This is a genomic window from Curtobacterium sp. 314Chir4.1 (genome assembly GCF_900215175.1).
Classification (GTDB): Bacteria; Actinomycetota; Actinomycetes; order Actinomycetales; family Microbacteriaceae; genus Curtobacterium; species Curtobacterium pusillum_A.
In genome coordinates, this window is the sequence record NZ_OCMI01000002.1 from 73093 (window position 1) to 98549 (window position 25457).

Genomic DNA, 25457 nt, shown 5'->3' on the forward strand with positions numbered 1-25457 from the left:
GAGGCGGGTACGACAAGATGGACGGGTGACGGACGGACGGCTGACGAAGCGCATGCTCGCCAGGCGCTACCTGTCCGCCTGGATCGGGTTCTCCGCCGGCGGCCGGTTCAGCCAGGCGCTCGCGACGGTCATCGTCCTGTTCGCGTTCGGACAGCCCACCGTCCAGGCCCTGGTCGGCCGCGCCGGTGTGTGGGCCGTGCTCGTGACCCTCTTCGTCCTCGCCGGCCTGAGCCTGCTCGGCCAGCGGTACCGGATCGAGTGGCACGGTGTGCTCCCGCTCTCGCTCATGGCCTTCGTCGGCTACTGCGCCCTGAGCGTGCTCTGGAGCGAGTACTCCTGGGTGGCGCTCCGCGGGCTGGTCGGCACCGTGTGCTTCATCGGGCTCGGGCTCTACCTCGCCCTGGGCCGCGACCTCGTGCAGGTGATCCGGGCCTCGGGGGACGCCTTCCGGATCCTGCTCGTCGCCGCACTCGGGCTCGAGGTCCTGTCCGGCCTCGTCCTCGACACTCCCATCCCGGCCTTCGGCATCCAGGGCAACATCGCGTACGGCGGACCGATCCAGGGCATCGGCGGCACGCGGAACTTCATGGGCTTCATCGCCGCGATGGCGCTCGTGACCTTCGTCGTCGAGTTCCTCACCCGCTCGGTGACGATGTGGCGCGCGATCGGGTCCACCGCCCTCGCCGTGATCGCACTGATGCTCGTGCAGTCGCCCATCACCGGACTCGCCATGATCGCCCTCGCCGTGACGGCCCTCGCGCTTTGGTCGCTGCGGCACGCGCGGCCCTCGACGCGGCCGGTGGTGAACGGCGTGCTCGGCGGGTTCGTGCTGCTCATGCTCGTCGTCGGCGTCCTCGCCCGGCACCGCGTCCTCGCCGAGATCGGAGCCGCCGGCGGCACCGCGACGCGGGTCGACCTCTGGTCGCAGATCCGGGTGTTCGTCGGCCAGTTCCCGATCCAGGGCTGGGGATGGGTCGGCACCTGGCCGCACGAGGCCGTCGTCCCCTACGTCACGTTCATCGACCCCGCCGGCACCCGGTTCACCTCCGGTCTGAACGCCTTCGTCGACGCCTGGCTGCAGATCGGGCTCGCCGGGACGATCATCCTCGGGGTGACGGCCCTGCTCGCGTTCGCCCGCGCCTGGGTCACCGCGACGACGTTCCCGGGGGTCGCCTACGTGTGGCCGGCCGCCGTGCTGGTGCTCCTGGGCGTGACGAGCGCTGCCGAGAGCTACCTGCTGCACGGTGCCGGACTCATGGTGTTCGTCGCCGTGCTCGTGATCGCCGCACGCCGCCGGTCCTGGCGACGGCACCTGCCCCGCGGCTGACCGCGCCGGGCGCGGCGGTTCCGGCGGTCCTGCGGGTCCCGCGGGTCCGCCAAAGCGACAGATTCCCGCGGGAGTCCCGCGGGGATCCGTCGCTTCCGCGATGGTGACGACGCGGCCTGCGAGCACACCGTCGCGTTCGCGGGACCGACCACCCACCGGTCTGGAGGCACGGGTCGGCCCCGCCACGCGCCTCCAGGCCGGCGGGGCCGCTGTGTCCGGAGACGCACGTCCGCACAGGTTCCCCCGGCCGTGCCGGGGACGCCCCCTATACTGCGAGCGGCCGTCAGGGGGACGGCCCTCGCACGAGAAGGACCTCCATGCGCCTGCAGCACCGGCTCGCCCTCGTCCTGACCGCCCTGGTCGTCGTCACCGGCATCGCCGCCGTCGGCCCCGCCGGCACGGCAGCGGCAGCAGCTCCCACCACCGGCCGGTTCACGCCGCTCGACACGACCCGGGTCTGGTCCGGATCGGTGCTCACGACGGCGACGGTCATCCCGATCGCCGGACACGGCGGGGTCCCCGCGAACGCCACGGCGGTCGTCGTGAACGTCGAGGTCGAGAACCCGACCGCCGCCGGTACCGCCCGGGTGACGCCCGCCGGTGTCAGCAGCGGCGTGACCTCGCAGGCGTTCCGCAAGGGCCAGACGGTGTCGGCGCTGCAGACGGTCCGGCTGGTGGGTGGCAAGGTGCAGGTCCAGCTGTCGGCCGGCAAGGCGACGGTCTACCTCGACGTGTCGGGCTACTACGCGAACGGCTCCGGCGCCACCTTCACCCCCCTGAACGCCGCACGCGTCTTCAACCAGAAGGTCGGTACGACGCCGACGAAGGTGCCCCTCGCCGGCCGCGCCGGCATCCCGTCGACCGCGACCGCGGTGGCGGTCAACACCGAGGTCGGCACACCGTCGGCGAACGGCTACGTCCGCGTGACGCCGGCGGGCAAGGACGCCACGGTCGCGGCGCAGGTGTTCACGAAGGGCACCACGATCTCGAACCTCGTGATCGTGAAGCTCGTCGGCGGTGCCGCCCAGGTGAAGGTCTCCAGCGGCACCGCGACGGTCTTCATGGACGTCGCCGGGTACTACGCGAACTCCTCGACCGGATCGGTGTACGTCCCCGTGGACCCCGTGCGGGCGGCGTCCAGGTCGCTGACGACCACTCCGCGCACGATCCGCCTGTCCGGCACCGCCGGGGTCCCAGGGACGGCCACCGCCATCGTCGCGACCGCCACGACCACGACCGCGAAGACCACCGCGTCCAGCTACCTGCGCTTCACCCCGTCCGGGCAGGACCCGCAGGTCGCCACGCAGGTGCTCGGTGCCGGACAGACGCTGAGCAACGCCGTCATGACGAAGCTCGTCGGGTCGACCGTGGACCGCCGCGCCCAGGCGAAGGTCTCGGTGGGGACGGCGTCCCTGACCGTCGACGTCGCGGGCTACTTCATGGACGGGTCGAGCGGCTCCGGCTTCGGTGCGGACGTCTCGTGGCCGCAGGGCGGGTCGTCCGCCAGCTACCCGAAGAACCAGGCGTTCGGCATCGTCGGCGTGAACAACGGACTCGCCACCACCACGAACCCGTACCTCGCGCAGCAGCTCGCCTGGGCGAAGACGTCCGCCGGCGGGACCTCGCAGCCGAAGACCCAGCTCTACGTGAACACGGCGAACCCGGGGCAGTACTTCGCGGACAACCCGACGGTGCCGCGCACGTCGTGGCCGACCAGCAACGTCGACCCGGGTGGCACGACGGTGCCGGCGAGCGCGTCCGGGAACCCGTACGGCACCTGCGTCGCCGGCACGGCGGCCCTCACCTCGACGCAGTGCTCGTGGATGTACGGCTGGAACCGCGCCTACGAGGACGCGAAGACCCGCGGAGTCACGTCTCCCGGCTCGTACCGCTGGTGGCTCGACGCCGAGACCGACGGGTCCTGGCAGAAGACGACCACGCTGAACCGTGCGACGCTCGAGGGCATGACGGCGTACTTCGTGAGCATCGGTGCGACCGTGGGGGTGTACTCGTCGCCGGCGGAGTGGTCGACGCTCTTCGGCGTCGTCCCGGCCAGCAGCAGGCTCTACATCCTGCCGACGTGGCGGGCGATCGGGACCGCCACCGCGGCGAGTGCGCAGGCGGCGTGCTCCGCGGCGCCCTACGTCGCGGGTGGACGCACGACGATGGTCCAGTACGTGACCGGCAGCACCGACAACGTGGTCAGCTGCGTGTGAGGGTGACCGGATGACGGACGGGAGGCGCGTGGCGGGTCCGCCACGCGCCTCCCGTCCGTCATCGCGCCGGTCGTGACCGGCGTCGGAACCGCCGCTGGATCCCCCACTGGGTGACGCGGAGCATCGCCTCGGCGACGACCGAGCCGCTCATCTTCGAGACGCCGTGCACGCGGTCCCGGAACCGGATCGGCACCTCGACGATGCGTCCGCCGAGGTCGTCGACGCGCAGGGTCATGTCGACCTGGAAGCAGTAGCCCTTCGAGTCGACGGTGTCCAGGTCCATCCCGGCGACGGTTTCCGCGCGGTAGGCCCGGAAGCCCGCAGTGACGTCCCGCACGCTGAGTCCGAGCGCGATCCGGGCGTAGGTGTTCGCGCCACGGCTGAGCACCTCGCGCCGGAGCGGCCAGTCGACCACCGAGCCGCCGGTGACCCAGCGGGAACCGATGGCCAGCGCCACCGACGCGTCGTCCTGCAGGGCACCGAGCAGCGCCGGCAGCCGGTCCGCCGGGTGCGATCCGTCGGCGTCCATCTCGACCAGCACCGGGTAGCCGCGTTCGAGTCCCCAGCGGAACCCGGTGACGTACGCCGTGCCGAGGCCGAGCTTGCCGCTGCGCTCGATCAGGTGCACGCGGGGGTCGCCGGCTGCGATGGACCGGACGATGTCGGCCGTCCCGTCGGGACTGCCGTCGTCCACGACGAGCACGTGCGCCGCGGGCACCGCGTCGAGGATCGCCGTGGTGGCGCTCCGGATGTTCTCTGCCTCGTCGTACGTCGGGACGACGACGAGGGCTGTCGGGGCCGCTCCGGTCACCGGTTCTGCAGGCGCCGCTTGATCTTGCCCGCGACGCTGCGCGGACCCTCGGTGCGGAAGTAGTGCACCGCGCGGCCGACGTCGTGGCGGATGCCGTAGAGCTTCTTGCGGTCCGGCACGCGCACGCGCATCTGGTGCGCCTCGACCTGGGCCGAGGTCTCCCGCACCGACTTGTCGGCGGCACGGACGGGGTTCCGGCAGAACTCGACGAGCGGCGCGAGGACGTTCTCCCACGTGAACTGCTCACGGACGCGGTCGACGTTCCCGATGAACTCGGTGCGCGCCTTCTTGTCGTAGATCGCCGTCTCGAGCGCCGCTGCGAGGCCGTCGATGTCCTGTTCGTGCACGGCGATGCCGAGCTTCTGCTCCGCGACGAGGTCGCCGAAGGAGTCGCCGGCGGTCGTCACGATCGGCAGACGCGCCCACAGGTAGTCGAGGATGCGGGTGCGGAACGAGAACGTCGTCTCGAGGTGCTCGTAGTGCGTCGAGACGCCGGCGTCGGCCTCGAGCAGGTAGGCGCCGCGCTCCTCGTACGGGATCCACGTGTCGTTGAAGAACACGTGCTTGCCGGTGAGGCCGAGCGCGTCGGCCTCGGCGCGGACCTTGGCGACGATGTCCATCTCGGGCACGTCGGGGTTCGGGTGCTGCACGCCCATGAAGAAGAGCTTCACGGTCGGGCGGCGCTCGGCGAGCCGGGCGATCGAGCGGACGAGCGTGATCGGGTCGAACCAGTCGTAGATCCCGCCGCCCCAGACGACGAGCTTGTCGTTCTTGCCGATGCCGGGGACGACGCCCTTCACCCGAGGCTGGTCGTGGACCGGCGGCGTCGAGGACAGGCCGAACGGCACGACGCCGATGAGCGAGCGGAGGTCGGCGTCACGCGAGTAGGTCCTGGCGTTCACCCGGCCGGAGCCGGCGAGCTGACCGAGCCAGAACATGCGCTGGCGCTCGGACGCGCAGATGAAGTAGTCGCCGAGCTCGAGCTGGTGGTTCAGGGTGTCCGAGGCGTCGAGGATCTGGCGGTTCCACTGGTCGACGTCGTCGCTGCGGCCCTGCTCGAGCTGCTCGAGGTGCAGCGGGTCGTAGACGTCGACCACGAGGATCTTGCGCGTCGACTCGAGCACCGGGAACAGGCGCAGCGCGTGACCCTGCACGATGATGACGTCGGCCCAGGCCTCGTGCTCGACCATCTGCCGCGGGTGGCGGTGCGGGACCGTGACGACCTCGTACGAGGGGTCGATCGGCGACGAGCGGGTCAGGCTGATGACGCGCACGTCGTGCTCCGTCGCGAGCTGCTTCGCCATCTGGGTCGCACGGATCGCCGGACCGGCCATCTTCTCGCCGATGGAGTCGCCCGTGATGATGAGGACGCGACGTCGGGTGCCGACCTCGAGCACGCCGAGCGAGTGCACGATCTTGTCGTAGCCGGCGAGGTAGTTCTCGATCGGGTACGCGGGCTCGTCGCGATTGCCGAACAGGCGGAGGAGCTCGCGGTCGCTGCGGACGCGGGTCGCCTGGATCTCCCGACGGGACTCGGTCATCGACGGCAGCTGCTCGACGAACTGGTCGACGCCGTAGATGCCCGCCATGCTCGTCTTCGGCACCGGGATCGTCGGGACGCTGTCGTCGCCGGGGTTGCGGAGGTCGAGCTCGGTCGAGTCGAGCTCACCGCGGCCGATCGCACGGCGGACGACGAGGGCGAGGGACCCGGGGAGGGCCGCCGCGAGCTGCTCGTCGCCGAGGTTCTTGTAGAGCGTGAAGAGGGCGTTCCGCTCGAGCAGGTAGGTCTCGCGGAAGTCGCCGAACTTGTTCATCGACGCGTGGTGCTTGTGGAACGCGACGGACTTCGGCTGGTACCGGAAGCGCCAGCCGAGCAGGTTGAGGCGCCACCCGAGGTCGACGTCCTCGTAGAACATGAAGTAGCGGTCGTCGAACCCGCCGAGCTGCTCGAAGAGCTCCGCGCGGATGAACATCGCCGCGCCGGTGCCGAACAGGACGTCGGTCTCCGATTCCCAGCGGCCGGTGTCCGGCGACCCGGCGAAGGGCTTGTAGCCCATGCCGTACCAGGTCATCGCGGCCTCGGTGAAGTCGACGTTGACGCCTTCCCAGTCGAGGACCTTCGACGCCACGGCACCGATGTCCGCGCCGGAGGCGAACGTCGCCATCGCCTCGCGCACCCAGCCGGTGTCGGGGCGCGCGTCGTTGTTGAGGAACGCGACGATCTCCCCGGAGGAGTGCTCGACACCGAGGTTGCAGCCACCCGTGAACCCGAGGTTCGCGCCGGAGTCGACGAAGGTGAAGTCGAGGTCGGAGGCCTTCAGCCGCCCGACGTGCTCGGGCCCGGAGCCGTTGTCGACGACGATGACCTCGAGCTTGTCCTGCGGCCAGTCCTGCTTGCGGAGCTCGGCGATGCTCGTCAGGGTGTCGTCCGTGCCCTTGTAGTTCACGAGGACGACGGACACGACTCCCGGCTTGCGCTCTGTCACGGCGGGGTTCCTCCAGCGGCTGCCGCGCGTGCGGCATGGATCGGTGGTGCGACCGTCGGGGGTGCCCGTCGGCCGACATCACCATACAAGGCCGAGCACGCCGCTCCCCTGTGATCGGCTCGGGTTCGTGCACAATGGCAGACGGCCCCCACCCGGCCGCACCGTTCGCCGTGACCCGTCCGACGTCGCGGTGTCCCTCCCCAGACCCGGAGTCCCCGTGCCGCAGTCCTCGATCCCGACCGCCCCCGCCTCGTCGCCCCTCGCCGACGACTACGCCGCCATCGCGCGTGGTGACCACGCGGACGGGGCCAGGGGGACGATCCGCTTCGCGGTGTCGACGGCGGACCCCGCCGAGGGCAAGGGCGACCTGTTCGTCGCGCTCGGGCTCGCGCGGGCCCTGCGTGCCGAGGGCTGGGGCGTGGCGATGTGGCCGATCGAGCGCTGGGCGGAGGACGTCCCCGACGACACCACGGTCCTGGTGAACATGATCGAGTCGTTCGTCCCCGGGCTCGTGCCCGCCGGTACCGCCACGGTTGCCTGGGTCCGGAACTGGACCGCACAGTGGGCGACGCTCCCCTGGCTCGGCGAGTACGACGCCGTGTGGGCGTCCTCGACGATCGCGCGCGACGAGCTCGCCCGGGTGCTCGACCGCCCGGTGGAGGTCGTGCCGATCGGCGTCGACCTCGACCTCTTCACGACCGACGTCGACGGTGCGCCGACGCCCCGCAGCGACCGGGCGGTCACCACGGTGAACTTCTGGGGTGCCCGGCGCGGCGTCCAGGACGTCCTCGAGCAGGTCGCCCCGGCCGAGCCGATCGTCTGGTTCGCCGCCAACGTCGAGCACGTGGAGGGCTCGGCCGGCGTGGAGCTCCGGCCCGCGGTGTCCTACTTCGCCCTGCCCGAGGTCTACCGCTCGGCCGCGTTCGTGGTCGACGACGTCATCGCGCCGGCCGCCGAGTTCGGCACCCTGAACTCCCGCCTGTACGAATCGCTCGCGTGCGGCGCGCTGCCCGTCACCACCTGCGCACTCGGGCTGGACGAGCTCGGGCTGACCGGCGTGCCGGTCTTCGACGACGCGGCGTCCCTCGAACGCGCCCTCGCGATGCCGGCGGCGGAACGGGACGCCCTCGTCGAGCGCCTGCACGCCGTGGTCGTCGAGCGGCACTCCTTCGCTGCGCGTGCCGCCCAGGTCGGGCCGTCCCTGGACGCCGCCGTCGAGCGCGCCTCCGGTCGGTCGGGCGCACGCGACCCGCTGCTGCGCTGGGCCGCGCTGCACCGTGAACTGCTGCGGGAGACCGAGCGCGAGCGCGACGTCCACCGCTCCGGTGTCGAGGACATCAACCGTCGCCTCATCATCTCGGAGGAGGCGGTCGCGGTCGTCGACCGTTCACGGCGCACCGCCGAGGCCGAGCGCGACGCGATGGCACGGCGGTACGACGCCCTGACCCACTCGGCCGAGTTCCGGGTGCTGGACCGCCTCGGCGGCGTCGCGCGCGCGCTCCGCAAGCGCTGACCGCGCGGCGGACGCCGGTGTCGGGACGGGCGGTGGTCCGGCCCCGTGACGGACGGGAGGCGCGGTGCCAGCTGGCACCGCGCCTCCCGTCCGTCGCGTGGTGACCGTCTACTGCACGGTCACCGACTTGCAGACCTCGGTGTTGTCTCCCGCGCCCTGGTTGATGGCGAAGACGCAGACGCTCGTCGCGCCCGCCTTCTTGCCGGTGAACGTCGACGAGAACGCGTGGTTCCCACCGAACCCGCCGTAGACCGTCGCGAGCGACGGCTTCGCCTGGTCCGCCGCGATGGACACGCCAGCGGCACCGTCGAAGTACACGTGCACCCGCAGCGACGCAGCCGTGTCCGGGTCGATCGCCCAGCCGCGCACCCGGATCTGGCCGGGCGCCGGCGAGGAGACCTCGTCGAGCAGGAGCGTCGGGTTGCCGGTCGCCGCGGCGACCGACTTGCACGTGCTGGCGTTCGAGCCGCCGCCGACGTTCTTGGCGACCACGCAGACCGTGTGCTTCCCCGGGCCGACGCCGGTGAGCTTCTGCGTGTAGCCGTGCGCGTTGCCGTAGCCGGGGTGCGACGAGTCGAAACCGCTCTTCGTCTGGTTCGCCGTCCCCGTCGCGACCTGCTTGCCGTCGACCGTGTAGGTCAGCGACACCGCCGCCGTCGTGTCCGGGTCGTACGCGGTCCCGCTCACGGTGACCGCACCGAGTCCGGCGGACGCGGCCTGGTCGACCGTCACCTTCGGCGACCCGGTCGGCGTCGAGAACGGCTTGCAGATGCTCGCGTTGAGGTTCTTCGGGCCCTGGTTGATCGCGATGATGCACAGGCTGTGCTTGCCGGCGCTGATCCCGCTCCGCTCCAGGCGGTACGCGTGCTTGTCGCCGTACCCCGGCTTCGCGTTGTTCAACCCGGTCTTCGTCTGGTCGGCGGCGATCGACGTGAGCGCCTTGCCGTCCAGGTAGAAGTGCACGCGGACGGTCCCGGTGGTGTCCGGGTCGATCGCCCAGCCGCGGGCCAGGAGCTTGCCGGGGGCCTTGGACGCCACCTCGTCGACGGCGAGCCACGGGTAGCCGGTGGCCTGCGACACGGACCTCGACGCGATCTGCGTCCACTTCCCGTTCGACAGGTCCTTGGCGTGCACGGTGACGGTGTGCGTCCCCGCCGGGAAGCCCTGCACCGTCCCGGAGTACCCGTGGTTGTCGCCGTAGCCCGGCATCGCGGCGTTCAGCCCGCTCTTCGCCGCGTTCGCGGTGAGGGTGCCGAGCGTCTTGCCGTCCGCACGGACCTGCACCTGGGTCGCCGACTGGCTGTCACGGTCGATGGCCCAGCCGCGGATCGTCAGCTTGCCGGCGACGGCGGACGCCGCGTCGATCACGCCCGTCGGGACGCCGCCGGAGACCGTGACGTCCCGGCACTCGAGCAGCGTGTTCGAACCCGGTCCGGTGTTGATGCCGAACACGCACACGGTGTGCTTGCCGGTGGACAGGCCGCTGAGGGTCGCGGTGTACCCGTGCGCGGTGTTGTTCGCGCCGAGGCGGGCCGCGAGGTCCGGACGGACGGCGTTGGCCATGACCGACGCCTTGCCGACACCGTCGACGTAGATCTGGGCCTTGATCGCAGCCGTGGTGTCCGGGTCGGCGGTCCAGCCGCCGACGACGACCTGCTTGAACCCGGCCTTCAGCGAGTCGAGGCTGCCGATGGGCGAGGAACCGCCGGTGGGCGACCCGAACCAGTCGGTGTACATGCGCCAGAAGTTGCGGTTGCCGTACGCCGAGCAGCTGTCGCCCGTGCCGTACAGGTTCGCCATCGCGGCGGCGTTCGGGGTGTACGGCGTGTAGATGTACAGCCCGGCGGTCGCCTGGTTCTTGATGTAGACCGTCTTCCGACCGCAGGCGGCGTTCGGGTTGTAGAGGATCGCGTTGTTGCGCCCGGCCTGGTACGCCCACGAGGTCGGGGACGCCTGGTAGCGCTTGAACTGCAGCGCGGCGGCGTAGACCTGAGCGAAGAATCCGTTGTAGGCCGGATTACAAGCTGCTGTGTCTGGACAGGCGAAACCGGTGGCGTGCGTGTACTTGTACGCGGTCGGCCAATTCGGCTTGTTCTTGGTGTCGGCGGACGCTCCAGCAGAGACCAGGCCCTGCTCCTTTTCGAGCAGGACCAGCAGCACCTCCTGACTGATTCCGCACGCGTTTCCGACCGCTGTGATCAGTTGCGCGCCTGTCATCTTGCTGCCCCCCAGTGCGGCACAGCGGCCAGACACCGCCGAAATTTTGGGGGTTGTCTGCGCGAAGTTCTTGAGGCAGGGTGTCCCGTCCGTGTGACAAGTGGGGACGACGCTGTTGAGGAACGACTGCACCGAAGCCGCGCTCATCGCGGATCCGTTGTAGAAGTTCGCGTCGCTGATGATGTTGCCAGGGTCGAAGCCCGCGGCGGTCGCGGCGGACGCGGACTCGGTCGTCGTCTGTTCGGAGACGATCGTGCCGATGGTCAGACCGCTCACGGCGATCGCCAGTGCGGCGACCATCCCGAGGGCCGAGCGCAGCGGGCGTCGTCGCCCGCTCGTGGTCGTGGAACGGAACATCACGGCACCTCCGCCGTCATCGGGTCGGACGTGGTCGACTTCGACCCGACCGTGTACGTGAGCGTGATCGACCAGGTCCCGGTCGACACCTGGCTCGCGGGGAAGGACGCCTGGGCGCAGTTCACCGACGAGGCACTCGCCTGGGCCGTGCTGGTGACGGTGCGCGAGACCGCGTCCTTCTTCGCCGTGAACGTGCAGGTCCCGGACGCGTTGGTCGTCCCGGACACCAGACCGCCCGCCTGCAGCGACTTGCTGCCGGCGTCCCATCCGGAGAAGGTCACGACCGCGGTGGCCGGGAACTCCCCGGGATCCGTGTCGGGTTGCGTGGTCTGCCCGGTACCGGGGAACGCGGTCGGGACGTCGTCGTCGCCCGCGGTGGCACCGGACGAGGGTTCGTCGGTGTCGGCCGTCGCCGTGGGAGTCGGCGTCGACGTCGGCGTCGTGGTCGCCGTGGCGGACCGCGAGGCACTCGGGGTGGGGTCGGTGTCGCCGCCGGCGGAACAACCCGCCGCGAGGAGACTGAGAGCACCGACCACCGCGAGCGCAGCGATCGGCCGTGGAGCAAGCTGCATGCTGACGGGCCGTCCTGTGGATGTTGACAAGGGTCCGGGTTGCGTCAACGGTAACCCCAAAGTGAAGGTTGAGGGTTGCCATCGCGCACATTCACCCCCGCACAGGGGTCGGACGACAGGTGTCGTCCGGTGTTCGCCGCACTCCGGTTCCCCGTCGGTGCGGTGAGTATGCTGTTCCGGTCCTGCCCCCACGAACGAAGAGACGAATGGTCGATCAAGCCCGCATGGCGGCGCTCGCGAAGGAACCCCTCGTCGTCGTCGGCGCCCCGACGAGTGCGATCCGAGGAACCTGGCGAGAACTCCGCGACGTCTTCCGACAGCGCGAGATGCTCGGGATGCTCATCCGCCGCGACCTCAAGGCGCGGTACAAGGACTCGGCGCTCGGGTTCGTGTGGACGCTGGTGCGCCCGCTCACCCAGCTGCTCATCTACTACTTCGTGATCGGCAAGGTGCTCGGCGCTGCGCACGGCATCGACAACTTCGCGATCTACGTCTTCACCGGGCTGAGCGCCTACACGCTGTTCAGCGAGATCGTCGCCGGGTCGACCAGCTCGATCGTCGGCAACAGCGGTCTGATCAAGAAGGTCTACGTCCCGCGCGAGGTCTTCCCGCTCGCCAGCGTCGGTGCCGCGCTGGTCAACTTCGCGATCCAGTTCGCGATCCTGCTCGTGTTCACCCTCATCCTCGGGGCGTTCCCCTGGCACGGCGGTCTGGTCTACCTGATCCCGTCGCTGCTGGTGATCCTGGTCTACGGCGCGGCGATCGGCCTCGTGCTCAGTGCCCTCAACGTGTACCTGCGCGACGTCCAGTTCGTCATCGACGTCGGCCTGATGGTGCTGCTCTGGGCATCGCCGATCGTGTACTCGTACTCGATGGTCCTCGCGAACCTCAAGGTGGGCTGGCTCCTGACGGTCTACACGAACAACCCCCTCACGCTGTCCGTCCTCGGCCTGCAGAACGCGATCTGGATCCACGACCCGACGAAGGTTGTCTACCCCGACCACCTCATGCTGCGACTCGGCATCGCCTTCGTGATCGGGCTCGTCTGCCTGCTCGGAGCGCAGCGGGTGTTCTCCCGTCTGCAGGGCAACTTCGCGCAGGAGCTCTAGACCATGGCCATCAGCACCCCCGTCGCCCCGTCGACGTCCGGCGCCACCGCCGAGCGTCCGGACGTCATCGTCATCGACCACGTCCGCAAGCGGTTCGTCGTCCGCAAGGACAACACGATCCGCGAGCGCATCGTCACACTCGGCCGCGCCGGCCGGAAGCACCGCCAGGACTTCTGGGCACTCGACGACGTCACCGTCTCGATCCAGGCCGGCACCACCGTCGGGCTCATCGGCCAGAACGGCTCCGGCAAGTCCACGCTGCTCAAGGCGATCGGCGGCATCATCCAGCCGACGTCCGGCACGGTCTCCCGCCGCGGGCGTCTGGCCGCGCTGCTCGAGCTCGGAGCGGGCTTCCACCCGGACCTGTCCGGCCGCGAGAACGTCTTCCTCAACGCGTCCCTGCTCGGCCTGAGCCGCAAGGAGACCGAGGAGCGCTTCGACGACATCCTCGCGTTCTCCGGCATCGGCGACTTCATCGACACCCAGGTGAAGTTCTACTCATCCGGCATGTACGTGCGGCTCGCGTTCGCCGTCGCCGTGCACACCGACCCCGACGTGCTGCTCGTCGACGAAGTGCTGGCCGTCGGTGACGAAGCGTTCCAGCGCAAGTGCCTCGACCGCATCCGCTCGTTCCAGGAGCAGGGCAAGACGATCATCATCGTCACGCACTCGCTCAGCCAGGTGCAGGAGATGTGCGACCGCGTCGTGCTGCTCAACAAGGGCAAGGTCCTGCACGACGGCGACGCGGTGCAGGCGGTCAGCAAGTTCCGCGACGTGCTCGAGGAGCGCCGCTCCGGCGAGCTCAGCGCGGACGTGGCGGTCGGCCGCGGCACCGTCCTCGGCGCCACCGTGACTGCCGAGGGCAAGGAGCACCGCGCGCCGATCGTCCCCGGTGACGACCTCATCGTGGACATGGAGTTCGAGCACCTCGACCGCGTCGAGGACTGGGAGGCCGCGGTCCAGATCAACAACACCGCCGGACAGGTCGTCTACGGCACCACCACGGGCATCATGGGCATCCACCTCGAGCCCCTGCACGGTCGCCGGAAGCTCCGCCTCCGCATCGCGGACACGAACTTCGGCACCGGCAAGTACTTCATCAACGTGTCGATGATGGACTCCGCAGGGCGGCACCTGCACGACCTGCCCGAGTGCGACTCGTTCGAGGTGCCGTCGTTCGGCGACGCCGTCGGCACGGTCTACGCGAAGCCCTCGATCGAGGAGCTCGGCTGACCCTGTCCGACGGCGCCAGCCGCACCGCGGTCGTCGTCGTCAACTGGAACCGCGCCGACCTCACGACGCGGTCGGTGCGCGCCGTCCTCGACGACGGCGCGGCCGACGAGGTCATCGTCGTCGACAACGGCTCGACCGACGACTCCGTCGCCGTCCTCCGGCGGGACCTGCCCGACGCCACGGTGCTGGCCCGCGACACGAACGGCGGGTTCGCCGCGGGTGCCAACGCGGGCATCCGGCACGCGGACGCCGACGTCGTGGTCCTCCTGAACAACGACGCCGAGCCCGCGCCGGGCTTCGTCGCGGCCCTCCGCGACCACCTCGACGCCGCCCCTGCGGACGTCGCGGCCGTGACCGGCCGCATCGTGCTCGCCGGACGCTGGACGCGCCTCCAGTCCGCCGCCCCCGCTCCCACCGGGCGTGCGCTCCGCGACCACGACGGCCACCTGTGGGTGCCGTCGCCGGACGGCGAGGTCCGCCTCAACTCGACCGGCGTCCGCGTCGACCGCGACGGCAACGGCATGGACCGCGACTGGTTCGCACCGGCCGACCGGGTCGCCGACCGCGCGGTCTTCGGGTTCTCCGGCGGCGCGTCCGCGCTCCGCCGGGCCGCCCTGGACGACGTCGGACTCCTCGACGAGTCCCTGTTCATGTACTACGAGGACACCGAACTCGCGTGGCGGCTGCGCCGACGCGGATGGCGCGTCGAGTACGTCGGCGACGCGGTCGTCCAGCACGACCACTCGGCCTCGTCGGGCGTGCGGAGCGACCTGTTCGTCTTCCGCAACGCCCGCAACCGGATCGTCGTCGCCCTCTGGCACGCCCCGTGGTCGACGGTGCTGCGTGCGAGCACCAGGACCCTCGTGCGCGGCCTGCGCGGACTGGCCGCGGGCAGCACCCGCCAGGAGGCGCGACTCGTCCTGGCAGCGCTGGCCGACGTCACGGGGCACCTCCCCGCGCACCTCGCGCACCGGCTCCGCCAGTCGCGGCTCGCGTCCGTCCCGCGGAGCGGCGTGGACCCGAGCGCATGAGCGGGTCGGGCTATCCTGGACACTCCCCCGTCGACGGCACCGGCCGCGGCGTTCCCGCACGGAAGGAACCACGCGTGCCGCAGCTCACCGTCCTGATCGACGGGACGGCGGTACCGCGGAACCTCGGCGGCGTCGGACGCTACGTCGAGGGGGTCGCGTCGCACCTCACCGATCCCGGGCTGGACGTGCACCTGGTCGTCCGTCCGGTGCACGCGTCGCACTTCGCCGAGATCGCGCCGCACGTCACGGTGCACCGGGCGCCGGCGTGGACCGACTCGGTCCCGTTGCGGTTCCTCTGGGAGCAGACCGGCCTGCCGGCGCTCGGCCGCCGACTCGGCGCGACCGTGCTGCACTCGCCGCACTACACGTTCCCGTTCTCCTGGCGACGCGGGTCGGTGGTGACCCTGCACGATGCCACGTTCTTCTCCAACCCCGAGTGGCACTCACGCCTGAAGCGCACGTTCTTCACCTGGTGGAGCCGCCGCTCCCTGCGCAGCCGCCCGGTCGTGATCGTCCCGAGCGCCGCCACCGCGACCGAGGCCGCACGCGTCGTCTCCGGCATCCGCGCAGACGTCCGGGTCGCACCGCTCGGGGTGGACCGCGCCCGCTTCCACGAACCCACCACCGCCGAGGTCGAGGACGCCCGCATCGCCGCGGGTCTGCCCGACGACGCCCCGTGGATCGCGTTCCTCGGCACGATCGAGCCGCGCAAGAACGTCACCGCGCTGCTCGACGCGTACGCCGCCGTACGGGGTGCACGGAACACCACCGGGTCACCGACGCCGTGGCTCGTGCTCTCCGGCGCCCGCGGCTGGGACGACACCGCGATCGAACGGCTCGACGCGCTGCAGGACACCGACCACGTCGTCGAGGCCGGGTACCTCCCGCTCGAGGACCTCGCCGGGTTCCTCGGCGGCGCGGAGTTCGTCGTGTACCCGTCGCTCGGCGAGGGCTTCGGCCTGCCCGTGGTGGAGGCGATGGCCACCGGAGCGTGCGTCCTGACCACCAGGCGGCTGTCGCTGCCCGAGGTCGGGGGCGACGCCGCCGTCTACACCGAACCAGACGCCTCGGCGCTGGCGGCCGCGATGGCCTCGCTGCTCGACGATCCCGCACTCATCGCGTCGCACCGCGCCGCCGCGCTCCGGCGGGCCGACGACTTCACGTGGGACGCCACCGCCGCGGTGCACGTCGCCGCCTACGAGACGGTCGCCGGGGGTGGTCGGCGGTGATCCGCGTCGCCGTCCTGACGGTCACCTACAACACCGGCGAGACGATCCGGCCCTTCCTCGCGAGCATCGAGGCCGCGTCCACCTCACCGGTGGCCGTCGTCATCGCCGACAACGGGTCAGCCGACCTCGACGCGCTCCGGGCGATCGGCGAGTCCTACGGTGCCGTCGTGGTCTCCTCGGGCGGGAACCGCGGGTACGGCGGCGGGATCGACGCCGCCCTGAGTGCGCTCGACGACGTCCTGCCCGACGTCCGTCCGGACTTCCTGCTCGTCACGAACCCCGACGTCGTGCTCGAGCCGGGGTCGATCGACGAGCTCGTCGCCGCGGCCGACCGGCTGCCGCACGGCGGGTCGTTCGGCCCGCGGATCCTCGACGAACAGGGTGAGACCTACCCGTCCGCCCGACGGCTCCCCTCGCTCCGGACCGGCCTCGGCCACGCGGCGTTCTCGCGCTTCTGGCCGGGCAACCCGTGGAGCCAGCGGTACTGGTCCACCACGCAGGTCGTCGAGCGCGAGGCCGGCTGGTTGTCCGGCGCGTGCTTCCTCATCCGCACCGACCTGTTCCGGCAGCTCGGGGGCTTCGACGAGTCGTACTTCATGTACTTCGAGGACGTCGACCTCGGGCAGCGCGTCGGGCTGGCCGAGCGGGCGAACGTGTACGTGCCCACCGCGGTCGTCACGCACACCGGGGCGCACTCGACGTCGTCGAACCGGCGCCGCATGGAGATCGAGCACCACCGCAGCGCCTACCGGTTCCTGTCGCGGAAGTACCGGGCGTGGTGGCTGTGGCCACTCCGGCTCGTGCTGCGCGTCGGCCTCGCCGTACGCGCCCGCTGGGTGACCCGCAAGTAGTGCCGGGCGGCGTCGTTCGCCGGCGCACACTCAAAACACGCTCGAACCGCGGAACTGCGTGGTTCGGGCGCACTGTGGTTGTGCGCAGGCATCCGGAACCCGCGGCGGCGCGGTCAGGCGCGGAGGCGAGCGCGCTCGGCGCGTGCGGTGTCGAGCAGGACCGCGGCGCGGGCGTCGAACGAGTGCTCGGCCGCGATGCGGGCGGCGACCGCGGCACGCTCGTCGGGCGTCGGCCATGCGTGCGTCGGGTCGAGCACGGTGGCGAGGTCGTCCCGCGACCGGGCGACCGCGAGCGTCGGGACGTCGAGCACGTCCCCGAGCCCGGCGACCGGATCGGTGACCACGACGCCCCCGGACGCCAGCACGTCGAACACCCGGTTCGACACGAAGCCCCCCGCCGCCATGTCCGGCCAGTGGTCGTTGAGCACGACCCGCGCGGACGCGTAGGACGCGGCGACCTCGGCCCGCGTCAAGGCTGGTGCACCGCGCATCCACTCCGGCACGACGGACGCCCACCCGGGGCCGTGCACGCGCAGATCCGCGCCGAGCGCGACCGCGTCGGACACCACCGGGCGTGACGTCCCCCGGGTCGACCCGACGAACACCACCCGACCGGCATCGGGGCCCGTCGGCGAGGTCGGGCGGAAGACCGTCGGGTCGGTGGCCTGCAACAGCGTCCGGACCGGGACACCCGAGCGCTCGGCCGCCGCCGCCGCCCAGACGGGACCGGCCGCGAACGCCGCGTCGAACGACCGGAGTTCGGTGTCGGCGACGTCGTCCGGGTGGCTGATCACCCACAGCAGGTTCACGGACGCAGGGTTCGGCGGCACCCGGTCGAGACCGCGCACCACGAGCGTGACGTCGTCCGCGCCGTCGTCGTCGCGGACGTGGGCGTCCCGCCGGTCGACGCGGACACGCTGTCCGAGCCGTTCGAGGGCTCCGGCGAGTTCGGCGGCGAAGTGCACGTCGCCCCAGCCGTCCCCCTCCGGCCCGGCCGGCGCCGCGATCTTGACGGACCACGCGAGCTGGTCAGCGGACCCCGTGCGCCGCGGGACGGGCGTCACCGGGCGAGCACCCCAGGGTGGCAGCGGCGGACCCGCGACGACACCCGAGCCGCCGGGCTCCGGCTCGCGGTCGCGCCAGGCGGCGAACGCGTCGACGACGGTCTGGTCGATGGTGCGTCCCGCCTCGGCCGACCGTTCGACCGCCCACGTCACGACGGGGTCCTCCCCGGTCCGGTCCGCGATCGCGCGGGTCCAGGCCGTGAGGGTCATGCGTTCGTCCGGGAGGCACGGTGCCGGGACCACCGCCGCGCCCGGAACCGCGACCGCGGGTTGGTCCGCCGCGAACACCGGGAGCGTCCGGATCCCGTCGCCGAGGCGCGCGTCCGAGATCGCCGCGGCCACGTCCGGTGACGGCGGGGTGTCCGGATCGTCGTCCGTCCAGGGGAGCGCCCCGGGACGGAGCAGGCGCACTCCGTGCCGACGACTGCCATCGGACGACCACACGCGCGCCTGGGCGACGCGGTCGTGTCCCGCCGTGGCGAGCACCTGCAGGTCCTGGTCGGTGACGCCGACGGTCGAGTCGACGACGAGCAGGACGCGGCCGACCCCGGTCGACACCCCGGCGTTGATCGCGGACCCGATGCCGTCCACCGCGTCGGGGCGGACCCAGGGCAGGCCGCGCTGTGGAGCGTCCTGCGGGGAGGCGTCGGCGACGTACCCGACGGCGCGCACGTCGATCTCGGGACCGAACGCCCGTCGGGCCGCCGCCACCATCGCGGGGAGGCGCTCGTACCGGTCCGACCGGCTCACCAGGAGCACGGTGACCGCGCGGTCCAGGTGCGGCAGTGGGCCGTCGAACCCGGCCACGGGAACGGGCGACGCCGCCGTCACGGACGCGGGTCGCGCCTCCAGGCCGGAGCCGGAGGGCGTCGCGTCGCGACGGCGGCGTCGGAAGATCGCCACAGGACGACTACGCGGAGAGGAGCCGCTGCAGGTAGACGCCGTAGCCACCCTTGACCAGCGGCGCGGCGAGCTCGGCGAGCTGCGTGTCGTCGATCCAGCCGTTGCGCCAGGCGATCTCCTCGATGCAGCCGATCTTGAAGCCCTGACGGTCCTCGATGACCTTCACGTACTCCGATGCCTGCATCATCGACTCGAACGTCCCGGTGTCGAGCCAGGCGGTGCCGCGGTCGAGGACCTGGACGCCGAGCTCGCCCGCTTCGAGGTAGCGCTCGTTCACGGTCGAGATCTCGAGCTCGCCACGGGCGCTCGGCTCGATCGTCTTCGCGATCTCGATGACCTTGTTGTCGTAGAAGTACAGGCCGGGGACGGCGTAGTTCGACTTCGGCTCGGCCGGCTTCTCCTCGATGGAGACCGCGGTGAAGCTGTCGTCGAACTCGACGACGCCGTACGCCTTCGGGTCGGCCACGTGGTACGCGAAGATCGTCGCGCCCTCGACCTCGGTGTTCTTCCGGAGGTTCGTGCCGAGGCCGGTGCCGTGGAAGATGTTGTCGCCGAGGACGAGTGCCACGCTGTCGTCGCCGATGAAGTCCTCACCGATGACGAACGCCTGGGCGAGGCCGTCCGGGCTGGGCTGCACGGCGTACTGGATGTCCATGCCGAGCGCCGAACCGTCGCCGAGCAGGGCGCGGAACTGGTCGTTGTACTCCGGCGTCGTGATGACCAGGACCTCGCGGATGCCGGCCATCATCAGCGTCGACAGCGGGTAGTAGACCATCGGCTTGTCGTAGATCGGCATGAGCTGCTTGCTGATGCCCTTGGTGATCGGCCAGAGACGGGTGCCGGAACCCCCGGCGAGGATGATGCCCTTCACGGTCTTTCCCTTACTTCTTCGTTCGGAGGGACTCGGTGTAGGCGACGCACTCGTCGTACGTCGGCAGCAGCCCCTGCTCGGCGGCCTGCTCGAGCGTCGGCGCGCTGGTGTCCTTCTCGGAGAGCACCGGCTCGCCGAGCCCCTCCGGCAGGGTGAGCCCGACGGTCGGGTCGAGGATCGTGATCCCCTTCTCACGCTCGGGGTTGTAGTGGGCGCTGACGAGGTAGTTCACGGTCGACTGGTCCTCGAGCGCGACGATCGCGTGGCCGAGGCCCTCGGACAGGTAGACGGCCTTGCGGTCGACGTCGTCGATCCGGACCGAGTCCCACTGCCCGAAGGTCGGCGAACCGACGCGGATGTCGATGATGTAGTCGATGAACGCGCCGCGCACCGCGGTGACGTACTTCGCCTGGCTCGGCGCGACGAGAGCGTAGTGGATGCCCCGTGCGACGCCGGCCGACGAGATCGACATGTTCACCTGGCGGAGGTCCAGCGGGTGACCGACGGTCTCTTCGAGGACGTCGGCGCGGTACGCCTCGAGGAATGCTCCTCGTGCGTCGCCGTGCTGGACGGGCGTGAACTCCCACGCGCCGGGGATCTTCAGTTCGCGGATCTGCACCGGAGCAGCCTAGCAAGGCGTCTGGTACACCACACATCGGGCCGGGCTCGGCGGGGTCCGGTCTCCCGTGACACCCGCGTCGCATAGGCTGTCCTGGTTTCGAGCACGTTGCCGACTCCCTGAAACGAGACACCGCGACCCGTGAAGCTATTCGTCCAGATCCCATGCCTCAACGAGGAGAACACCCTCGCCAGCGTCATCGACTCGATCCCGAAGCAGATCGACGGCATCGACGAGATCGAGATCCTGGTCATCAACGACGGCAGCACCGACCGGACCGTCGAGGTCGCCAAGGAGCACGGCGTCCACCACTTCGTGCACCACACCACGAACATGGGCCTCGCCCGCTCGTTCCGCGACGGCGTCGACTACGCCCTGCTGCACGGCGCCGACATCGTCGTGAACACCGACGGCGACAACCAGTACCCGCAGGCGCACATCGCCGAGCTGGTCCAGCCGATCCTGCGCAAGGAAGCCGAGATCGTCATCGGCGACCGCCAGACCCGGACGATCGAGCACTTCTCCGGCTTCAAGAAGCTCATGCAGCGCTTCGGCTCCTGGGTCGCCTCGCGTGCAGCCGGCCTCGACCTCCCCGACGCGGCGAGCGGGTTCCGCGCGTACTCGAAGTACTCGCTCATCCGTCTGAACATCGTGACGCGCTTCAGCTACTGCATGGAGACGATCGTGCAGGCCGGGTACAAGCGCCTGGCGATCGCGTCGATCCCGATCACCACGAACCCGAAGACGCGCGAGTCGCGGCTGTTCAAGAACATCTGGCAGCACATGTTCCAGTCCGGGTCGGCGATCGCCCGCGTCTACCTGATGTACCGCCCGATGGCGCTCTTCCTCTGGGTCGCCGCGGTCCTCGGCGTGCTCGGGCTCTGGCCGCTCGTCCGCTACCTCGTGCTCCTCGCGATGCACACCGGCGGCAACCACCTGCAGTCGATCATCCTCGGGGTGGTGCTGCTCATCACGGCCGTCCTCGCGATCGTCATCGGCGTGGTCGCCGACCTCACACGGCTGAACAGGACGCTGGCCGAGGAGCAGCTCGACCTGCAGAAGCTGCAGCGCTATGGCGACTGAGCGCGGCGCGGCCCGACCTGATCGGCGGACGCGCGTCGCGCTCTGGCTGCGACGCCCGGGGAGCTGGGTCGAGATCGCCGCGTGGGCGGCCCTCGCCGCGTTCGTGGTCTGGACCATCGGCCCGGCGCTCATCGGGCACGGCACGTTCCTCAACACCGGGCTGCTGACCCGCTACACGCCGTGGGGCGAGTCGCTGCGCTCGATGGCGAACTCGACCAACATCCTCAACAGCGACACGATCGACACGGTCGCCCCGCAGACCTCGCTGCTGACGGGCCTGGCGCACGAGGGTGTGTTCGCAGCCTGGAACCCCTACGTCGCCGGCGGCGCCGAGCTCGGTGGCATCCCGGACTCCGGCGCCTGGTCGCCGCTCTCCCTCCCCTGGTGGATCCTGCCCCTCGCGTACGCGCCCGGCGTGGTGAAGCTGCTCGAGATCGTCGTCGTCACCGTCGGCATGTCGCTCCTGCTCCGCCGCTGGGGCGTCCCGCGCGCCGGCTGGGCGGTCGCCGCCCTCGTCTACTCGTCGTGCGGCTTCATGGTGGCGTGGTCGAACTGGCCGCAGACCCGCGTCGCGGCCTTCATCCCGCTCCTGTTCTGGGCCATCGACCGGGCAGCGGTGGAGCTCCGCGCCCGCGACGTCATCGCCGTGGCCGTGCCGGTCGCCTCGATGCTGCTCGGCGGGTTCCCGGCGATCGTCGGCTACGCGCTGTTCATCGGCGGCCTGTTCTTCCTGGCCCGGACGATCGTCGCGCACCGCCGCTGGCTCCCCGTGGCCCTGAGCGGGGTGATCGCGATCGGCGGGATCCTGTTCGGCCTGCTGTTGTCCGCCTGGCAGCTCGTGCCGTTCGCGATCAACGCGACGAACCTCGTCGACTTCAGCGGCCGCGGCCAGAGCGGCCCGAACGGGCTCGGCACGCCGCCGCTCGTCAGCGCGTGGGTGCCGGACATCTCGTTCCTGCAGAGCACCGGGGCCGCCTGGGGCATCCGCAACCCCGTCGAGGAGTACTCGTACCTCGGCATCGCGGCCGTCGTGCTCATCGCGGCGGCGGTCCTCGTCCGACCGGCCGGGGCCGTCGGCGCTCCGGGCGACGACCTCGTCCGTCGTCGCGCGCACGGCGTGGTGGCGATCACGGCCGCGCTGCTCGCCCTCACCGTGGTCATCGTCTACCTCGGCGGCCCGGTCCTGTCGGCCGTCCGTGAGCTGCCCGTCTTCGACAGCAACCCCATCGGCCGTGCCCGCGTCGCCGTGCTGTTCCTGGCCGCCGTGATGGCCGGCGTCGGGTTCGGGCGCCTCGCACAGCCGGAGAACCTGCGCGACGAGCTCGTGCGGTTCCGCGCCGCCGGTCCGCTGCGACGCACCGGACGCATCCTCGCCGTCGCCGCCGTGCTGTTCGTCGCCGTCGGTGTCGGTCTGCAGACGCTCCTCGCGCTCGACCCCGTGCCGGAGCAGTACGTCCACCGGACGAAGCTCGAGCTGCTCGCGGTGGGGGTCCTCGGCGTGGTCACCGTGGTCCTCGTCGCCGTCGTCTGGCTGTTCCGGTCGCGGGTGTGGGCCACCGTCGCGTCCATCGGCGTCGTCGCGCTCGTGGCCGTCCCGGCGATCGTCGCCACGCAGCCCTGGTGGCCGATCGCGTCGACCTCGACGTTCTACCCGACCACCCCGGCCATCAAGTACCTCGAGGAGCACGTCTCCGACCAGGACCGGTACGCCACGACCGGCAGCGCCATGCTCCCCGGATCGTCGTCGTACTTCCGGATCCGCGAGACGACCGGGCACGCGTTCCAGACGAGCGAGTGGAAGGACCTGATGCGGGCGGTCGACCCGGACACGTACCCGACCGCCACGTACCTGTCCTTCGAGCCGAACCGCATCCCCGAGCTCGTCGACTCCGGGATCCTCGACCGGGTCAGCACGAAGTACCTCGTCGCGGACCCCTCGGCCCCGCTCGCGGGCACGGCCGAAGCCGGTGCCGCGCAGACGAAGTGGGCGGACCTCACCGACGACGACCCGTCGGTCGAGTCGGCCAGCCACACCGGCCCCGTGAACGGCATCACCTTCACCGGTCCACCAGCCCCGACGACCTCCGCGAACGGGATGACGCTCACCGTGGCCGTCGTCGAGGACGGTTCCGGCACGACCCTGGCGAGCACCAGCAGCTGGGTGCCCGGCCTCGGCGGCCCCCGGAACGTCGCGCTGCAGGGCTCGACGATCCCGGCGTCCACGTCCTGGCACGTCCGGATCACGGTGACGGGGCAGGACAAGCTCGTCCCGATCGGCACGGACGACTCCGGTCACGCCGTGATGAGCCTGACGCGGCCCGACGCGGGTGACGGCGTGACCGTGGTGCACACCGGCGACGCCACGATCTACGAGCGCAGCGGCGCCGTGGACCGCGTGCGGTGGGCGTCCGACCAGGTCGTCGAACGCACCGGGACCGCACGGGTGCGGGCACTCGAGGACCAGTCGTTGCCCGACGACACCGTCGTGCTCAGCGCACCCACGGAGCACACCGCCGACCCGGACGGGACCGCACGCATCACCCTGCAGGGCGACGACGTGAACAGCACCGTCGCGAAGGTCGACGCGACCGCAGGCGGCTGGGTCGTCGTGTCCGACTCGCTGCAGCGCCCGGGTTGGACGGCGACCGTCGACGGCGCAGCGACGAAGCTCGTCGCCGCGGACGACGCCGGCGGAGCCGTGTGGGTCCCCGCCGGGAGCCACACGGTCGTGCTGCGGTACGCCGTGCCCGGCGCCACGACCGGAGCCCTGCTCAGCGGCGCGAGCGTCGTGATCGCGGTGCTCGTGACCGTCCTCGTCACCGTGTTCACCCGACGTCGGCGGAAGCGCGTGCGCGGCGCCGGACAGGAAGCGTCCGCGCCGACGCCCTAGTATCGTCAATCGATCCAACGTCACCGACTCCGAAAAGGAACCAGACCTCGTGAAGATCCTCGTCACCGGCGGAGCCGGCTTCATCGGCTCGAACTTCGTCCGACGCACCCTGCAGGACGCGTACCCCGGTCTCGAGGGCGCCGATGTCGTCGTCTACGACGCGCTGACCTACTCGGGCAACCTCGAGAACCTCGCGCCGGTGGCGGACTCGCCGCGGTACACCTTCGTGCAGGGCGACATCCGCGACGCCGAGAAGCTCGACGAGGTCATCCCCGGCGTCGACGCGATCGTGCACTTCGCGGCGGAGTCCCACGTCGACCGTTCGGTCCGCGACTCCGGCATCTTCGTCGAGACCAACGTCGTCGGCACGCAGCGTCTCCTGGACGCGGCGCTCCGCCACGGCACCGAACGCTTCGTGCACGTCTCCACCGACGAGGTCTACGGCTCGATCAGCGAGGGCTCGTGGGACGAGGAGCGCCCGCTCGAGCCGAACTCCCCGTACTCGGCGTCGAAGGCCGGCAGCGACCTGCTCGCCCGCAGCTACCACCGGACGCACGGCCTGAACCTCTCGATCACGCGCTGCTCGAACAATTACGGGCCGTACCACTTCCCCGAGAAGGTCATCCCGCTCTTCGTCACGAACCTGATCGACGACAAGCACGTCCCGCTCTACGGCGAGGGCAACAACATCCGCGACTGGCTGCACGTCGACGACCACACGCGCGGCATCGCGCTCGTGCTGACCAAGGGTCGCGCGGGCGAGATCTACAACATCGGTGGCGGCACCGAGCTGACGAACAAGGAGCTCACGCAGCTCCTCCTCGACGCGACCGGCAAGGACTGGTCGTACGTCGACCGCGTCGCCGACCGCCTCGGCCACGACCTCCGGTACTCGGTCGACATCTCGAAGATCCAGGCCGAGCTCGGCTACGAGCCGCAGGTCCCGTTCGAGCAGGGTCTCGCCGACGTCGTGCAGTGGTACCGCGACAACCGCTCCTGGTGGGAGCCCCTCAAGGAGCGCGCCGCGCTCGCCTGAGCGCACCGCGCGCTCCTGAGCGCACCGCTCTCCTGAGCG

18 protein-coding genes are annotated in these 25457 nt (G+C 70.9%); 11 read left to right on the forward strand and 7 right to left on the reverse strand.

Translation table 11 applies throughout. The features are described 5' to 3' along the window. The first annotated feature begins 25 nt into the window (after positions 1–25). Both CRP27_RS05310 and CRP27_RS05315 read left to right on the forward strand, forming a co-directional pair. Entirely contained in the window at positions 26–1327 is a 1302-nt protein-coding gene (locus CRP27_RS05310) for an O-antigen ligase family protein (protein ID WP_097179717.1), read from the forward strand. Between the two features lie 317 nt (positions 1328–1644). Next, entirely contained in the window at positions 1645–3543 is a 1899-nt protein-coding gene (locus tag CRP27_RS05315) for a hypothetical protein (RefSeq protein WP_097179718.1), read from the forward strand. A gap of 58 nt (positions 3544–3601) precedes the next feature. Here the strand turns inward: CRP27_RS05315 and CRP27_RS05320 are convergent, their stop codons facing one another. Together CRP27_RS05320 and CRP27_RS05325 are read right to left on the reverse strand one after the other, a co-directional pair. Further along, positions 3602–4354: a polyprenol monophosphomannose synthase gene (locus CRP27_RS05320; protein WP_097179719.1), complete on the reverse strand. Its 753-nt coding sequence runs from the start codon at positions 4352–4354 to the stop codon at positions 3602–3604. After that, positions 4351–6840, reverse strand: a complete 2490-nt coding sequence (locus CRP27_RS05325; protein ID WP_097179720.1) for a glycosyltransferase — start codon at positions 6838–6840, stop codon at positions 4351–4353. Before CRP27_RS05325 ends, CRP27_RS05320 begins: the two co-directional genes overlap by 4 nt. A 217-nt stretch (positions 6841–7057) precedes the next feature. Between CRP27_RS05325 and CRP27_RS05330 the strand changes: the two genes are divergently transcribed. Beyond that, a complete protein-coding gene (locus CRP27_RS05330; protein ID WP_097179721.1) occupies positions 7058–8353 on the forward strand; it encodes a glycosyltransferase in 1296 nt (431 codons plus the stop codon). 108 nt (positions 8354–8461) lie between these two features. Here the strand turns inward: CRP27_RS05330 and CRP27_RS05335 are convergent, their stop codons facing one another. Beyond that, positions 8462–10927, reverse strand: a complete 2466-nt coding sequence (locus CRP27_RS05335) for a hypothetical protein (RefSeq protein ID WP_097179722.1) — start codon at positions 10925–10927, stop codon at positions 8462–8464. Beyond that, positions 10927–11499, reverse strand: a complete 573-nt coding sequence (locus CRP27_RS05340; RefSeq protein WP_097179723.1) for a hypothetical protein — start codon at positions 11497–11499, stop codon at positions 10927–10929. Before CRP27_RS05340 ends, CRP27_RS05335 begins: the two co-directional genes overlap by 1 nt. Before the next feature lie 206 nt (positions 11500–11705). Here CRP27_RS05340 and CRP27_RS05345 point away from each other — a divergent pair, with 206 nt between their 5' ends. From CRP27_RS05345 to CRP27_RS05365, 5 genes are all read left to right on the forward strand, one after another. Next, positions 11706–12608, forward strand: a complete 903-nt coding sequence (locus CRP27_RS05345) for an ABC transporter permease (RefSeq protein ID WP_097179724.1) — start codon at positions 11706–11708, stop codon at positions 12606–12608. A 3-nt stretch (positions 12609–12611) separates the two neighbouring features. After that, on the forward strand, positions 12612–13841 hold the full coding sequence (locus CRP27_RS05350) for an ABC transporter ATP-binding protein (RefSeq protein ID WP_097179725.1): 1230 nt from the start codon (positions 12612–12614) through the stop codon (positions 13839–13841). Next, positions 13760–14872 (forward strand): glycosyltransferase family 2 protein, encoded by a 1113-nt coding sequence (locus CRP27_RS05355; protein WP_097179726.1) that lies wholly within the window; start codon positions 13760–13762, stop codon positions 14870–14872. Before CRP27_RS05350 ends, CRP27_RS05355 begins: the two co-directional genes overlap by 82 nt. A gap of 74 nt (positions 14873–14946) precedes the next feature. Continuing rightward, a complete protein-coding gene (locus tag CRP27_RS05360; protein WP_217990693.1) occupies positions 14947–16101 on the forward strand; it encodes a glycosyltransferase family 1 protein in 1155 nt (384 codons plus the stop codon). Then, positions 16098–16952, forward strand: coding sequence for a glycosyltransferase family 2 protein (locus tag CRP27_RS05365; protein ID WP_097179728.1), 855 nt, complete (start codon positions 16098–16100; stop codon positions 16950–16952). Before CRP27_RS05360 ends, CRP27_RS05365 begins: the two co-directional genes overlap by 4 nt. Before the next feature lie 113 nt (positions 16953–17065). Here CRP27_RS05365 and CRP27_RS17935 read toward each other — a convergent pair whose 3' ends face one another. From CRP27_RS17935 to CRP27_RS05380, 3 genes are read right to left on the reverse strand one after another with little or no spacing between them, the layout of a single operon-like run. Next, a complete protein-coding gene (locus CRP27_RS17935; RefSeq protein ID WP_097179729.1) occupies positions 17066–18919 on the reverse strand; it encodes a glycosyltransferase in 1854 nt (617 codons plus the stop codon). 7 nt (positions 18920–18926) lie between these two features. Continuing rightward, complete coding sequence (gene rfbA / locus CRP27_RS05375; RefSeq protein WP_097179730.1) at positions 18927–19790, reverse strand: glucose-1-phosphate thymidylyltransferase RfbA; 864 nt, start codon at positions 19788–19790, stop codon at positions 18927–18929. A gap of 10 nt (positions 19791–19800) precedes the next feature. Further along, on the reverse strand, positions 19801–20409 hold the full coding sequence (locus tag CRP27_RS05380; protein ID WP_097179731.1) for a dTDP-4-dehydrorhamnose 3,5-epimerase family protein: 609 nt from the start codon (positions 20407–20409) through the stop codon (positions 19801–19803). Positions 20410–20550: 141 nt separating this feature from the next. On the opposite strand from CRP27_RS05380, the gene CRP27_RS05385 reads away from it, so the two are divergent. The 3 genes from CRP27_RS05385 to rfbB are packed head-to-tail and all read left to right on the forward strand — an operon-like array spanning position 20551 to position 25418. Beyond that, complete coding sequence (locus CRP27_RS05385) at positions 20551–21492, forward strand: glycosyltransferase family 2 protein (RefSeq protein WP_097179732.1); 942 nt, start codon at positions 20551–20553, stop codon at positions 21490–21492. Next, entirely contained in the window at positions 21482–24382 is a 2901-nt protein-coding gene (locus CRP27_RS05390; protein WP_097179733.1) for a hypothetical protein, read from the forward strand. Before CRP27_RS05385 ends, CRP27_RS05390 begins: the two co-directional genes overlap by 11 nt. Positions 24383–24431: 49 nt before the next feature. Beyond that, positions 24432–25418 (forward strand): dTDP-glucose 4,6-dehydratase, encoded by a 987-nt coding sequence (gene rfbB / locus CRP27_RS05395; protein ID WP_097179734.1) that lies wholly within the window; start codon positions 24432–24434, stop codon positions 25416–25418. The last annotated feature ends 39 nt before the right edge of the window (positions 25419–25457 follow it).